Source organism: Sphingobium abikonense NBRC 16140 (genome assembly GCF_001598335.1).
Lineage (GTDB): Bacteria > Pseudomonadota > Alphaproteobacteria > Sphingomonadales > Sphingomonadaceae > Sphingobium > Sphingobium abikonense.
This window is the reverse complement of the sequence record NZ_BCYT01000009.1, coordinates 20043-34306: the sequence shown is the minus strand read 5'-3', so window position 1 is coordinate 34306 and position 14264 is coordinate 20043. Positions and strand designations below refer to the sequence as shown.

Here is a 14264-nt window from a genome sequence, read left to right as displayed (position 1 = left end):
CGGGTTGATGATGCACTATGACTGGACATATTCGCACCCCCCGCCCCGCCAGGGCCGCGATTGCCGCTGTTCTGGCCTTCACCGCAACCCCTGTGCTGGCACAGGATATGGGTCCGGCAGCATCGACCCCCACGATGACGCCAGACGCCACCATCATCACCCCGCCCGCCATGACGCAGGCGCCGACGGCGACAACGTCGCCCGCAATCAGCGCTGACTCGCCAACCACCCCGGTCTTCCAGCCAAGCGCGCCCGTCGTGCAGCAGACCGCCCCGATCGAGCAGCGGATTGCCGAAGCACGCGCCGCTGCCGAAGCCGAGCAGGCCGAGAGGCGCCCCGCCGAGCGCAGCGTGACACAGCAGGCGACCGTGACGCGGGAGACTGCCGCTGCGAGCACAGACTCGCAGCCTGTGACATCGCCCGCCAACAGACCGGCCGCGCCCGTTGCCGCGCCGGAAAGCCCGACGGCCAATCGCGCGACCGCAGAGGCGGCACCCGGTTCGGCTGAACCCTTGATGCCCCCAGCACCGACAGCGCAGGCAGACCGCACCGATCAGGCGATCCTCTGGGCGATGGGTGGCGGTGCGCTGCTGCTGCTGGGCCTGGGTGGCGCGGCACTGATGCGTCGTCGCCGTCCGGAAGAGGGGGAGGCGATGGCCGTCCCGACCTATGAGAGCGCGGTTTCACCCCCGGCGATGGTATCGACAGCAACGGCCAGCCCAATTGCTCCCGAACCTGTCGACACAGCGCCAACTACCCGGCCTGCGCTCCAGCCGCGCCCGGCGATGGTGACGGCATCCGACGCGACGCTCGCCGCCATGGTCGCGGCGCCGCCCAGCCCGGAAAATCCCTTCACCACCCGGGCAAAGCGCATGCGTCGCGCGCGCTTCCTGCTGGCCCAGCGCGACGGCGCGACCCGCATCCCCGATGCGCCGCAGACCGTCCATGCCGAACCTGCCGCCGCGCCAAGTCCGGCCGTGCAGGATCGCAGCCAGATGGTCTATCGTTTCGACAAGGACAATCGCCGCGCGTCTTTCCTGAAGCCGCGCACCAACTGACCGGCGGCTTTCCATCACACTAGACGAAGAGAACAACAAAGGCCGGGCCGCATGCCCGGCCTTTTTGCCGTGCGTTTCCGCCAGTCCGGTTGCGCTTTTCCAGCATGGCTGATACCGGGCGCGCGCATCCCTTGACGCGCCATTTCCATCAGAAAGAGTCGCCGCTCCATGACCGAAAAGATCAATCGCATCGTCCTCGCCTTTTCCGGCGGCCTCGACACCAGCGTGATTTTGAAATGGTTGCAACAGACCTATGGCTGCGAAGTCGTGACCTTCACCGCAGATCTGGGGCAGGGCGAAGAGCTTGAGCCAGCGCGCGCCAAGGCCCGGCTGATGGGCGTCAAGGAAGAGCATATCTTCATCGACGACCTGCGCGAAGAGTTCGTGAAGGACTATGTCTTCCCGATGATGCGCTCCAACGCGCTCTATGAGGGGCTGTATCTGCTCGGCACGTCGATCGCCCGCCCGCTGATCGCCAAGCGGCAGATCGAGATCGCGAGACAGGTCGGCGCGGATGCCGTTTCCCACGGCGCGACCGGCAAGGGCAATGACCAGGTCCGCTTCGAACTGGGCTATTATGCCCTGTCGCCCGACATCAAGGTGATCGCGCCCTGGCGCGAATGGGATCTGACCAGCCGCACCAAACTCATCGAGTTCGCCGAAAAGCACCAGATTCCCATTCCCCGTGACAAGCGCGGCGAAAGTCCGTTTTCGACCGACGCCAACATGCTGCATACCTCGTCGGAAGGCAAAGTGCTGGAGGACCCGTGGGAGGAAACCCCGGACTATGTCTATTCGCGCACGGTGAACCCGGAGGATGCGCCCGACGCGCCGGAATATATCACCATCGACTTCGAACGTGGCGATGGCGTCGCGATCAACGGCGTCGGCATGTCGCCAGCCACATTGCTCGAAACATTGAACGACTATGGCCGCAAACATGGCATCGGCCGCCTCGATCTCGTCGAAAACCGCTTCGTCGGCATGAAGTCGCGCGGCATGTACGAAACGCCGGGCGGCACCATCTATCATCTCGCCCATCGCGGCATCGAGCAGTTGACGCTCGACCGGGGCGCTGCGCATCTGAAGGACGAACTCGCGCCGCGCTACGCCGAGCTCATCTATAACGGCTTCTGGTTCAGCCCTGAGCGCGAGATGCTGCAGGCCGCGATCGACCATAGCCAGGAAAAGGTGACGGGCACCGTTCGCCTCAAGCTCTACAAGGGCGGCGTGTATGTCGTCGGCCGCAAATCGCCTTATTCGCTCTACAGTGAAAAGGTCGTGACGTTCGAGGATGATGCGGGCGCCTATGACCAGCGTGACGCAGCGGGCTTCATCAAGCTGAACGCGCTGCGGCTTCGCCTGCTCGGACGCCGCGACCGCTGATCGTGCAAGGGGGGAGGGGCAGCCTCATCGCGGCCCCCCTCGACCCACCCGACATAATGGCGCTCCCCGAAGCCGCTTACCCGTTACATTTCGCGACAAATTCGCCGCTGGACTGACAAAGTTGCGGGACACATTGTTTCCATAAGGGTCATCAAGGACGCGGCATCGGCCTCGTTCGGATGAACCAAGCCAAGGAAACAGATATGCTTCGCCAATTTTTCACCACCGTCGCGGTCGGATCACTCTTCGTCGGCGGACTCGCCGCCACCCATGTCGCATCGGCCCAGCCCGGCGCAGACGGCCCCCGTGGACCGCGCGGCGGCATGATGATGCAGGCCGACGCGAACAAGGATGGCAAGATCAGCAAGGCTGAACTCACCACCGCGCTCGATGCCCGCTTTGCCAAAATGGACGTCGACAAGGACGGGCAGCTGACCTCAAAGGATCGCGATCTCAAGCGCCAGCAGCGCATGGACGAACGCTTCGCCCGGCTCGACACCGACAAGAATGGCCAGCTCAGCAAGGCCGAACTCGCCGCCGGCCAGCAGGCCCGCGCCGACAAGCGCGCCGAAATGGGCAAGGGCGAAGGCCGCCGTCACATGGGCAAGCGCCATCATCGCGGCATGATGCGCCACGGCGGCGCCATGAGTGACGCCAACAAGGACGGCACCGTCACCAAGGCCGAATTCACGGCCGGCGCGCTCGCCATGTTCGATCGGGCAGACAGCAACAAGGATGGCTATGTCACCGCCGACGAAATGAAGGCGGGCCGCCAGGCGATGCGCGCCGCGTGGAAGGACCGCAAGGCATCCGCCCAGAATTGATCGCCGTGATGGCGGGCGGCGCTGCCTTGCCGGGCTCCTCTCCCCCGGCAGCGCGCGCCACCCCGCCCCGGAAGGGCGAAGGCACTCCCTTCGCCCTTCCAACCATGACCAACCCGTGACAGACAGGCATGATGAGCGACCGTCCCCATCTCCTGCTCGTCGATGACGAGCGTTCGATCCGCGAACCGCTGGCGCAATATCTGTCGCGCAACGGCTTTCGCGTCACCGCCGTCGACAGCGCGGCGGAGGCGCGGGTGCGGCTCAACGCCAACGCCATCGACCTTGTCATCCTCGACATCATGATGCCGGGCGAGGACGGCCTGTCGCTCTGCCGCCATATCCGCGAAACCAGCGAGATACCGGTCATCCTGCTTACCGCGAAATCGGAGGAGACGGACCGCATCGTCGGCCTGGAAATGGGCGCGGACGATTATGTCCTCAAACCCTTTTCGCCGCGCGAGCTGGTCGCCCGCATCAAGGTGATCTTTCGCCGGGTCGCCAGCGGCGGCCAGCGCGTCACCGCGCCCGATGGCGCGACCTACGCCTTTGCCGGCTGGCTGCTCAAATCGCAGGAACGCACGCTGGTCGACAGCGAAGGCGTGTCGCTGCCGCTGTCGACCGCCGAATATAATCTGATGCTCGCCTTTGCCACGCGCCCCAATCAGGTGCTGAGCCGCGACCAGCTGCTCGACATCACCCAGGGGCGGGAGGCCAACGCCTTCGACCGCGCGATCGACAACCAGATCAGCCGCCTGCGCAAGAAGATCGAGCCGGATCCCAAGAATCCCACCCTGATCAAGACCGTCTGGGGCGGCGGCTACACCCTGTCGGCCGAAGTGCGTAAATTGTGATGCGCCGGGCATGACGATACGCCGCCTCTGGCCGCAAAGCCTGGTCGGGCAGGTCATCCTGCTGGTCGCGCTGGCGCTGTTCGTCGCGCAGGCGATCAATTTCGGCCTGCTGCTGCGCGAACGCAACCGGCTGACACTGACGGGCCAGACCGCGCCGCTCGCCTATCGCGTCGTGACCGCGCTCGATCAGCGCGCCGATCGCACGCCCGAGCGCGCCACCGCGCGAGATGGCCGCCCCGACCGGCGCCAGACGCGCGCGGCCCGTTTCCTCTCCACTCAGCCCACGCTCGGCGGCAAGCCCCGGCCCGATGTCGCGGACCGCGCGCGCGACATGCTGGCGGATATGGGCCTCACCGTGCGCCAGGTGATCGCGGCGGAGGACAGCCGCGTCATGCCGCTGCGCCGCTGGGAAAGGCTGCGCCTGCGCCAGGGGGAGGCGCCCGATGACCGCCGCGTCGGCCGGCTGCAACTGGCCGTGGAATATGATGCGGGCCGGTGGCTGCTGGTCGAAGGGCGCATCGGCAACCGCCCGCCGCGCTTTGGCGGCTGGCTGGCGGGGCAGACGCTCATCCTCTACATCATCGTGCTCGCGCCCTTGCTCTGGATCGGCCGCCGCCTCGCGCGTCCGCTGCGCCAGCTGACCGCCTCGGCCCAGCAATTCGCCCGCACCGGCGCGGCCGACCCCGTGGACGAACGCGGGCCGGGCGACGTGCGCGATCTCACCATGGCCTTCAACGCCATGCGCGCGCGCATCATCGCGATGCTGGATGAAAAGGACCGGATGCTGGGCGCGATCGGCCATGATTTGCGCACCCCGCTCGCCTCGCTGCGCGTGCGCACCGAATCGGTGGAGGACGACGCCGAGCGCGCGCGCATGTCCGACACGATCGAGGAAATGAACCGCATGCTGGAGGATATCCTCTCGCTCGCCCGCGCCGGCCGCAGCGCCGAAAGCCCGCAAAAGGTCGACCTGTCGGCGCTGGCGGACGCGGTGGTGGAGGATTTTATCGAGCTGGGATCGCCCGTCACCCTGGCCGACAGCGCCCGCGCCGTCGCCTTGGTCCGCCCGCAACAGATCCGCCGCGCGCTGCGCAACCTCATCGAAAACGCCATCGTCTATGGCGACCGCGCCCATGTCAGCGTGGCCCATGAGCCCGGCCAGGTGCGCATCACCGTCGCGGACGAAGGCCCCGGCATCGCGCAGGACCGCATGGCCGAAATGCTCGAACCCTTCACCCGGCTGGAAGGCTCGCGCAACCGCGAGACGGGCGGCGCGGGCCTCGGCCTCGCCCTCGTCCGTGCGATCATGACCGAACATCATGGCGAACTGCGCCTTGCCAACCGCGCGGAAGGGGGGCTGGAGGCCAGCCTGGTGCTGCCCGCCTGACGTCGCCCGATTTAAAAGGGCGACATATCCCCACTATTATGCTATATCATCGCCATCGCGCGACCCATGCCGCAAGCATTCGCCGTGACAGAGAGACCATAGTGCTCCCGCTTGCCAGCTGAGGAGCCAAATATTGGACGATCTCAATTATCTATTGAAGCGCGAACAGGAAGAACTGATCCGCTACCAGAGCGCGCCCACGCCCGAAATATCTTCCGCCCATCGTCGCTCGGCCGCTGATTTTAATCAGCGCATTCGCCAGCATCCTCATCCCTACAGGTCGGAACGGGCCGATGGCACGGCGACCTTCACGCTCGCCGCGCATGTGGAGGTGCGGGCATGAGCCGCGCGATCAACGTCAATGGCACGCCCGAAGCGGTCACGGCCCTGTGCGCCAGCCATGCGCTGCGCATTTCGGTGATCGAACCGCTGCAATCGGGCGGCGTGCGCGTCGTGATGCTGGACCCGCGCGACGCCGACACGCTGCGCGGATTGATGAAGGGCAAACTCATCCAGGGCGAAGTCGTCCGCTCCGCCTCGCACGTCGCGCGCCAGTTGCCGCCGGCGACATCCCGGCGATGACCGACCGCCAGCAACCGGCCCGCCGCACGCCCGGCGCATCGCTGCCCGCGACCCAGCCCACCCCGGCCCGCCGCGCACACGACAGCGACTTGAGCCGCGCCCACGCCAAAATCCGCGCCGTCAACCAACGCGAAGCCCAATCCCGCCGGGGTCGTGAGGGGTAGGGGTTGGGGGACATGCCGCCCTGCGTATTCCCCTGAACTTCAGGGTCCGGTTCCCGCATAACTTCACCCGATTACATATTGGAATCATCTAACGCTCCGTGTAATGGTAACGATAACACAAATGATCCGGAGAGGGGCTTCATGCGAAAGATGATCGCGCTGTTCATGCTGGCCAGCCTATGGGGTTCGGCTCCACACGGTATGGCAGCCACGCCCCAGCCATCAAGTCTTCCGCATTTCGAGCGACGGGGCGCTGCGACCCAACTGATCGTGGATGACAAGCCCTTCCTGGTCCTGGGTGGCGAGGTCAAGAACAGCAGCACTAGCAGTCTTGATCATTTCAGCCGGAAGTGGCCGCTGCTTGTCCGTGACAACCTCAACACCGTGCTGGTTCCTATCGCCTGGGAAACAATCGAACCGGTCGAAGGCCGATTTGATTTCAGCAACGTCGATGGCCTGATACAAGGTGCGCGCGACCATGACCTGCGCTTGGTGTTTCTTTGGTTCGGGACTTGGAAGAACACTTTTTCCAGCTACGTCCCATCATGGGTGAAACGCGACACGCAGCGTTTCCCCCGGATGCAAACTGCAGATGGACGCGGGACGGAACGTATTTCCACTCTTTCCACCAATGCTCGCGATGCTGACGCGCGCGCTTTTGCGCAACTGATGCGCCATTTGAAGTCTGTCGATGGCGCCCGCCAGACCGTGCTGATGGTGCAGGTCGAAAATGAGGTTGGCGTCATTCCCGAATCGCGCGATCACGCGCCCGACGCCGAAGCGGCTTTCGCCGGGCCTGTCCCCCCAGAGTTGATGACCTACCTGACCGAGCACCGCGCAAGCCTGAACCCAGAATTGCGCGCCGCATGGGAAGCCAATGGAGGGCAAAGCAGGGGAAGCTGGACTGAAGTTTTTGGTGACGACGGAATGACGGACTCCCTCTTCATGTCTTGGTCCTATGCGCGCTATATCGACCAAGTCGCTGCCGCTGGGAAAGCGGAATACCCGCTGCCTATGTTCACCAATGCGGCGCTGATTCGCCCCAATTACGAGCCAGGTCAGTATAATTCGGGCGGCCCGCTGCCTTTCGCCATTGATCTATGGAAAGCAGGGGCGCCCGCGCTCGATTTCCTCGCGCCCGACATTTATTTCGACAATTATGCCTATTGGGCCTCGCAATATCGACGGCCCGACAATGTATTGTTTGTGCCTGAAGCGCGGGGCGGTGCGATCGGTGCGGCCAACGCCCTCTACACTTTCGGCGCGCTCAACGGCTTCGGCTTCTCGCCCTTCGGCATTGACGAGCGCGGCGTGCAACTGGCTGGAGATCCGAGCGTCGGGCTGGGGACTGGTGGGGATGGCGACCCTGTGATCGGCGCGCTCTATGGCCAGCTCGAACAACTCGCGCCATTGGTGCTTAAAAGCCAGGCGGAAGGAAAAATTTCGACTGTCATCATGGAGGGGTCGGCGCAACGAACGGGCCGGGGCCGGATCGGCGATTATATGGTCAATATGGTCCGTGCGAACGGACCTGATGGTAATGTCGATCCCGATAGTCGCGTCGCAGCTATGTTCCTCCAGACTGGTCCGGACGAGTTTATCGTCTTGGGGGCCGGCGACATGCAGATCAGCTTCACCACGGACCGTCCCGGGCCGCCGATCGTCGGGATTGAAAGTATTGACGAACAAATCTTGAAGAACGGAGAAATGTCCGCCGGGAGAAGACTGAACGGTGACGAAAATGGCCAGGGTCAATCCCTGCGGCTCTCGTCATCGGACGCCGCCGAAAACAAGGTCTATCGCGTCCGCCTCTATCGCTATCGCTGACGGTTTATGATCCTTGGCAGCTGATGCACGCCCTGGAGGACGGCCCATAGGGCCGCGGCATCCCGTCTCACCGTCCACTTACAAAAAAGGGGCCGCTCTTCCAAGCGGCCCCTTTCGCATCCTCTCCCTTGTGACAGGGATGTGTCTTTCGCGCTGGCTCAGTCGGCCTTCGACTGGAGGTTCACCGCGGCATATTTGCCGCGACGGTCGACTTCCAGTTCGAAGTCGAGGCGGTCGCCTTCGTTGAGGGCGGCCATGCCGGCGCGTTCGACGGCGCTGATGTGGACGAAGGCGTCGGGCTGGCCGTCATCGCGCTGAATGAAGCCAAAGCCCTTCATCGCGTTGAAGAATTTCACCGTACCGCTGGCGCGTTCACCGGTCAGCTGGCGCTGGGGGCCGCCACGATCGCCGCCGCCAAAGCCGCCGCGATCATTGCCGAAGCCGCCGGCGCGGGGTTCGCGCGGGGGGGCGCGATCGGTCACCGGCAAAGGCTCGCCATCGATCACCAGATCGGTGGCCGACACCTTGCCGCCGCGATCGACCAGCGTGAAGCCGAGCGGCTGGCCTTCGGCCAGGCCCGTGAGGCCGGCCTGTTCCACCGCGCTGATATGGACGAACACGTCTTCGCCGCCATCGTCACGAACGATGAAGCCGAAGCCCTTTTGCCCGTTGAAGAATTTGACGACGCCCTTGCCTTCGCCGACGACCTGCGCGGGCATGCCGCGACCACCGCCGCCGCCGCCGCCAAAGCCGCGACCACCGCCGCCGCCAAAGCCGCCGCCGCCGAAGCCGCTGCGGTCACCGCCGCCAAAACCGCCACGATCGCCGCCGAAACCGCCGCCGCCGCCAAAGCCGCCGCGATCACCGCCGAAACCACCACCGCCAAAACCGCCGCGGCCCTGATCGTAGAAATTGTCGTCGCCGAAACCGTCGCGCTTATCCCTGCCGCGCCCGCCGCGGCGACCTCTATCAAAACTCATGCCCTGTTAGTCACTTTCGCTTCGCCCCAAGACCAATCGGACAAACATGTCGGGCGAATGACATGCAAAATCCACCGCAAAGGCGGGTTTGGGAATCACTATATCAACTTTTCAGGCCCACGCGAATGATTTTCACCTTTCCGGTCCCGATCCGTTCCTTTTCGCGCTATTATCGCCATTGTAAGCATCCTGTCGCGCGCGTCTCTCGGCTCGTCGCTCCGCGAGAGCCATGCATTGCCTCGATTGCGGTGCGGGCGGTTTCGCCATAGAGGGGGTGGCATGACCGTGCATTTCCATGAAGAAGATCTGCCCGCCGGCGTGCTCGCGCCCGGCCCGATCGCCGTCGATACCGAAACCATGGGGCTCATCACCCCGCGCGACCGCCTGTGCGTGGTCCAGATCAGCGACGGCAAGGGGGACGAGCATCTGGTGCGCTTCAACCCCGGCAGTGATTATGCCGCGCCGAACCTGAAGGCCGTGCTGGCCGATCCGGCGCGGCTCAAACTCTATCATTTCGGCCGCTTCGACATTGCCGCGCTGCGCCATTATCTGGGCGTCGTCGCGGCGCCCGTCTATTGCACGAAGATCGCCTCGCGCCTGGTGCGCACCTATACCGACCGCCATGGCCTGAAAGAACTGGTGCGCGAATTGCTGGGGCAGGACATCAGCAAGCAGCAGCAGTCGAGCGACTGGGGCGGCCCGGTCCTGTCCGACGCGCAAAAGGATTATGCGGCGTCCGACGTGCGCTTCCTCCATCAGCTCAAGGCCGAACTGGACAAAAGGCTGGAGCGGGAAGGGCGCATGGCGCTCGCCCAGGCCTGTTTCGATTTCCTGCCGCACCGGGCCGAGCTGGACTTGGCGGGCTGGCCGGAAATCGACATTTTCGCGCATATGTAAGGGGGACGGGTAAGCGCCGCCATGTCCGTTCAGGCCGAACAGCAACGCAATGTGCGCCGCCACTGGGCGCGGCCGGGCGGCAGCCATGACCGGCTGGTCAGGCTGCTCAAGAACTGGCTGCCCGTGTCGGTCGGCGTGCTCGCCGCTTTGCTCGCCACCGCGCCCTTCACCAGCGGCGACAAGCTCAGCTTCGTGCTCGACAAGAACAAGGTGGAAGTGGCCAAGGAACGCATGCGCGTCACCGAAGCCCTCTATCGTGGCGAAGACAGCAAGGGGCAGCCCTTCTCGCTGCGCGCGGGATCGGCGGTGCAGAAAAGCTCGCGCGAACCGATCGTGGACTTGAACGATATGTCCGCGCGCATCCTGCTGTCGGATGGCCCCGCCGTGCTGACCGCGCAGAAGGGCCGCTACGACATGGAAAGCGAGCGCGTCGCGATCGAGGGGCCGGTGCAGTTCCAGGCGGCGGGCGGCTATCGCCTGACCACGCGCGACGTGGGCGTCGACCTCACCACGCGGCGGATGCGCAGCGCCGGGCGCGTCGACGGGCGCATCCCCATCGGCACGTTCAGCGCCGATCATCTGGAAGCCGACATGGGCGCGCGCACCGTTACGCTGAACGGTCGCGCCCGCTTGCGTATCGAACAAAATGGCCTCAAAGGGCAGAAGTGATGAAACGCTCCCTCATCCTGCTTGCGACCGGCTTTCTAGCGACCACCGGCGTGATGATCGCCGGCCCGGGCGGCCCCCTGTTCGCGCAGGTGTTCCGCAACCATGACAGCAACGCCCCGGTCAATTTCACCGCCGACCGGATCGAGGTGCAGGACCGCGCCGACCGCGTTGTCGTGTCGGGCAATGTCGTGGTGACGCAGGCGGGCATGACGCTCAACGCCGCGCGCATGACCGTCGCCTATCGCAACCAGCCGGGCAGCGGCGCCAGCGGCGTGGAAATCGACCGCATCGACGCATCGGGCAATGTCGTGGTGACCAAGGGCGATCAGACCGCGCGCGGCAATGTCGCCATCTATGACCTCAATGCCAAGCTCATCACGATGCTGGGCAATGTCGCGCTGACGCAAGGCGCGAACCGGCTGACCGGCGGGCGGCTGGTAATGGATTTGAACAGTGGGCGATCCACCGTCGACGGCCGCTCCAGCGGCGGCGGCGCGGGCACATCGACCAGCCCCAGCGGCCGCGTATCGGGCACATTCTCCGTGCCGCAGCGGAACAACTGACCGCCCTGCAAAGGCGACAGGTGCAGAGTGGTTTTTACAATATGGCCGGATTCGCAATAACACGCCTTATTGCGAACGTCTAAGTATCTGATTTACGACGACAATCTTTGATCCAGACGGCGCGGAAATGCGTGACGCCTTGCAGCCGTCGCTTTTGCCGTCGCGATAAGCGCACGAAAAAGGGCGCCGCTTCGGCAGCGACGCCCTTTCGCGATGGCTCAGGACATCACGCCGCCGCGCGACGTTCCTTCAGTTCCTCGTTCAGCATTTCCGCCAGCAGGAAGGCCAGCTCCAGGCTCTGCGCCGCGTTGAGGCGCGGGTCGCAATGGGTGTGGTAGCGGTCGGCCAGCCCCTCGTCGGTGATGGCGATGGCGCCGCCGGTGCACTCGGTCACATTCTGCCCGGTCATTTCGGCATGGATGCCCCCGCCGAAGCTGCCCTCGGCGCGATGCACGGCAAAGAAGCCGCGCACTTCGGCCAGGATGCGGTCGAACGGCCGCGTCTTGTAGCCATTGGGCGCCTTGATGACATTGCCGTGCATCGGGTCGCACGACCAGACCACCGGATGCCCTTCGCGCAGCACCGCGCGCACCAGCTTGGGCAGCCCCGCCTCGATCTTGTCATGGCCATAGCGGGTGATGAGCGTGATCCGCCCCGCCTCGCGCGCGGGGTTCAGCACATCGAGCAGGCGCAGCAGCGCGTCCGGCTCCAGGCTCGGCCCGCACTTCATGCCGATGGGATTGCCGATGCCGCGCAGATATTCGACATGGGCCGACCCCTCAAAGCGAGTGCGGTCGCCGATCCACAGCATGTGCGCCGACGTGTCATACCATTCGCCGGTGATCGAATCCTGCCGGGTCAACGCCTGTTCGAACGGCAGCAGCAAAGCCTCATGGCTGGTATAGAAGCTGGTCCCGCCCAGCTGCGGCACGCTTTCCGCGTCCAGCCCGCACGCGCGCATGAAGTCGAGCGCTTGACCGATCTGGTCGGCCATCGCCTCGAACTTCGCGGCCCAGGGGGACCGGCCCATGAAATCGAGCATCCAGCCATGCACCCGGTCGAGCGAAGCATAGCCGCCGGTCGAAAAGGCGCGCAGCAGATTGAGCGTCGCGGCCGACTGGTTATAGGCGCGCACCATTCGCGCCGGGTCCGGCTCGCGTGATTCCGCCGTGAAGGCGATGTCGTTGACATTGTCGCCGCGATAGCTGGGCAACTCCACGCCGCCGATCGTCTCGGTATCGGCCGATCGCGGCTTGGCGAACTGGCCAGCCATGCGGCCGACCTTCACCACCGGCAGTTTCGACGCGAAGGTCAGCACCACTGCCATCTGGAGCAGCACGCGGAACGTGTCGCGGATATTGTTCGGGTGGAACTCGGCAAAGCTTTCAGCGCAATCGCCGCCCTGCAACAGGAACGCCTCGCCGGTCGTCACATTGGCAAGGTCCGCCTTCAGGTTGCGCGCCTCGCCCGCAAAGACGAGCGGCGGAAACTGGCCAAGCTGAGCCTCGACCGCGGCGAGCGCCGCCTGGTCCCGATAGACGGGCATCTGAATGCCCTTTTGGCTCCGCCAGCTTTCCGGCGTCCACTTCGCCGCCACGTCTCTTCTCCTTCGCATGCATCAAAATAGGCGCCGCACCTACGCCGCCACGCGGGTCAAGGCAAGTTTATAGCGGTCCTGCCCGTCCGCCGCGCAATGATTTGTCTCGATCATGCTGATCGACCGGGTCGTCAGTCCTTCCGCCTGGCAGTGAAGTCGAACGTCACCGCCACTTGCGGGGCCAGGCTGCCGCTGCTGTCCCCATTGCCCACGCCAAAGGCCGCTCGCGTGATGCTGGCGATGCCGCGCACCCGCCGCGTCGCCCCGTCGCCCGACAGGCTGAACCGGATGGACTGCGGCTTGGATACGCCTTTCAGCGTCAAGGTGCCATCGGCGCTGTAGCGGCCGGGGCTGGTTTCCTGCGCGCCCTTGGCGGTGAAGGTTGCGGTCGGGTGCGCGGCGGTCGCGAAAAATTCGTCGCCCGGCAGCATCCCGTCCTTATAGGCGTCACCGACGCTTGCCGACGTCATGTCGATCGTGACGCTCAAGTCTGCGCTTTCAGGCCGGGCGGGGTCCATGACGATCTGCGCGGTCCATTTGGAAAAGGCGCCGCTGATCGTCTCGCCGTCATTGCCCACCGAAAAGCGGATGGCGCCGCCCGGCTGCACGGCCCATGCCGGCGGTTCGCCCGGTTCCTCGTCGGCAACCGCGCTGGCGTTGGCGGCCGCATTGTCGGCATCCGCCGCCACGGCAGCGTTCTGCGCCTCTGCCATATTGGCGGCGTCATTGCCCATGTCCATGTCCTGCCCCACGGGAGCCGGGGCGGGCGGCGCGCCGGTCGGCACGATCGCGCGTCCGGCAAGGAAGCCGATCAGGATCAGCGCCGGCAATGCCACCAGCCACAGCTGTGACCGGCCCGGCGCCATGCGCCAGAGCAATCCGTCGCGCAGCAGCAGATGATGGCGCAGCGCGCCTGCGACATGCAGCAGGAACAAGGCGATGCCGATCCACGCGATCAGGCCATGGCTACCCTCGGCCAATTCATGCGCGCTCGCCGGCACCGGCAGATGGGGCAGGGGGATGACGCCGAAGATCAAAGTCGGCACCTTGACCTTCGCGGTGGACACCAGTGCCCAGCCGGTCAGCGGCGCGGCCAGCATGAAGGCATAGAGCCCGAAATGCACGGCCGAGGCCAGGCCGCCCTGCCATCCGCCTTCCTTCGCCGGCGGACGGGGCTTCCAGTACCGCACCGCGATGCGCAGCAGGGTCAGCGCCAATATGGTGATGCCAACCGACTTGTGCAGCTGGAACAGGTCAAAGCCGCGCGCGCCCAGATCCTCCAGCGCCCATCCGACCGCAATCTGGAAGGCCAGCAGGGCGGCGATCGCCCAGTGCAGGATGATGGCGGCTATGCTGTAGCGTTGCGGCATGGATGCTCCCCGATAAGGCGTGCCGCCAAATTAGGGCGGACCGACATGCAAGTCCATCATCTTGCTAACAGATGCCCAAGGCATGGCGATGACCCCGCCAAAAGCGGGC

General features: G+C 65.1%; 14 protein-coding genes. 11 read left to right on the top strand and 3 right to left on the bottom strand.

The window, feature by feature from the left end; all coding sequences use genetic code 11:
• Window positions 1-17: 17 nt before the first annotated feature.
• The 8 genes from SAB01S_RS11615 (at window position 18) to SAB01S_RS11580 (ending at window position 8079) form a co-directional block, all read left to right on the top strand.
• Window positions 18-1058 carry a hypothetical protein gene (locus tag SAB01S_RS11615; protein WP_245646465.1) on the top strand — a complete coding sequence of 347 codons (1041 nt, stop codon included), beginning with the start codon at window positions 18-20 and terminating at the stop codon, window positions 1056-1058.
• A 168-nt stretch (window positions 1059-1226) separates the two neighbouring features.
• Window positions 1227-2444, top strand: a complete 1218-nt coding sequence (locus tag SAB01S_RS11610) for an argininosuccinate synthase (protein ID WP_062733170.1) — start codon at window positions 1227-1229, stop codon at window positions 2442-2444.
• A 203-nt stretch (window positions 2445-2647) separates the two neighbouring features.
• On the top strand, window positions 2648-3268 hold the full coding sequence (locus SAB01S_RS11605) for an EF-hand domain-containing protein (protein ID WP_062733283.1): 621 nt from the start codon (window positions 2648-2650) through the stop codon (window positions 3266-3268).
• A gap of 131 nt (window positions 3269-3399) precedes the next feature.
• Window positions 3400-4119 (top strand): response regulator, encoded by a 720-nt coding sequence (locus tag SAB01S_RS11600; RefSeq protein ID WP_062733281.1) that lies wholly within the window; start codon window positions 3400-3402, stop codon window positions 4117-4119.
• A gap of 10 nt (window positions 4120-4129) precedes the next feature.
• On the top strand, window positions 4130-5506 hold the full coding sequence (locus SAB01S_RS11595) for an ATP-binding protein (RefSeq protein WP_062733169.1): 1377 nt from the start codon (window positions 4130-4132) through the stop codon (window positions 5504-5506).
• Between the two features lie 133 nt (window positions 5507-5639).
• Entirely contained in the window at window positions 5640-5849 is a 210-nt protein-coding gene (locus tag SAB01S_RS11590; protein WP_174525645.1) for a hypothetical protein, read from the top strand.
• Entirely contained in the window at window positions 5846-6088 is a 243-nt protein-coding gene (locus SAB01S_RS11585) for a hypothetical protein (protein WP_062733167.1), read from the top strand. The genes SAB01S_RS11590 and SAB01S_RS11585 overlap by 4 nt, the downstream gene beginning before the upstream one ends.
• 305 nt (window positions 6089-6393) lie before the next feature.
• On the top strand, window positions 6394-8079 hold the full coding sequence (locus SAB01S_RS11580; RefSeq protein ID WP_062733166.1) for a GH35 family beta-galactosidase: 1686 nt from the start codon (window positions 6394-6396) through the stop codon (window positions 8077-8079).
• Between the two features lie 158 nt (window positions 8080-8237).
• Here the strand turns inward: SAB01S_RS11580 and SAB01S_RS18980 are convergent, their stop codons facing one another.
• Window positions 8238-9059: a cold-shock protein gene (locus SAB01S_RS18980; protein WP_062733165.1), complete on the bottom strand. Its 822-nt coding sequence runs from the start codon at window positions 9057-9059 to the stop codon at window positions 8238-8240.
• 279 nt (window positions 9060-9338) lie between these two features.
• Here SAB01S_RS18980 and SAB01S_RS11570 point away from each other — a divergent pair, with 279 nt between their 5' ends.
• The 3 genes from SAB01S_RS11570 to SAB01S_RS11560 are packed head-to-tail and all read left to right on the top strand — an operon-like array spanning window position 9339 to window position 11188.
• The gene (locus SAB01S_RS11570) at window positions 9339-9956 is read left to right on the top strand and encodes a ribonuclease D (protein ID WP_062733164.1); all 618 of its coding nucleotides are present in this window, start codon (window positions 9339-9341) and stop codon (window positions 9954-9956) included.
• A gap of 21 nt (window positions 9957-9977) precedes the next feature.
• On the top strand, window positions 9978-10625 hold the full coding sequence (locus tag SAB01S_RS11565; protein ID WP_021225305.1) for a hypothetical protein: 648 nt from the start codon (window positions 9978-9980) through the stop codon (window positions 10623-10625).
• The gene (locus SAB01S_RS11560) at window positions 10625-11188 is read left to right on the top strand and encodes an LptA/OstA family protein (protein WP_062733163.1); all 564 of its coding nucleotides are present in this window, start codon (window positions 10625-10627) and stop codon (window positions 11186-11188) included. Before SAB01S_RS11565 ends, SAB01S_RS11560 begins: the two co-directional genes overlap by 1 nt.
• Window positions 11189-11414: 226 nt before the next feature.
• Here the strand turns inward: SAB01S_RS11560 and SAB01S_RS11555 are convergent, their stop codons facing one another.
• Together SAB01S_RS11555 and SAB01S_RS11550 are read right to left on the bottom strand one after the other, a co-directional pair.
• Window positions 11415-12785, bottom strand: coding sequence for a class II 3-deoxy-7-phosphoheptulonate synthase (locus tag SAB01S_RS11555; RefSeq protein WP_062733162.1), 1371 nt, complete (start codon window positions 12783-12785; stop codon window positions 11415-11417).
• 131 nt (window positions 12786-12916) lie between these two features.
• Window positions 12917-14155 (bottom strand): YceI family protein, encoded by a 1239-nt coding sequence (locus tag SAB01S_RS11550; protein WP_062733161.1) that lies wholly within the window; start codon window positions 14153-14155, stop codon window positions 12917-12919.
• Window positions 14156-14264 lie beyond the last annotated feature (109 nt).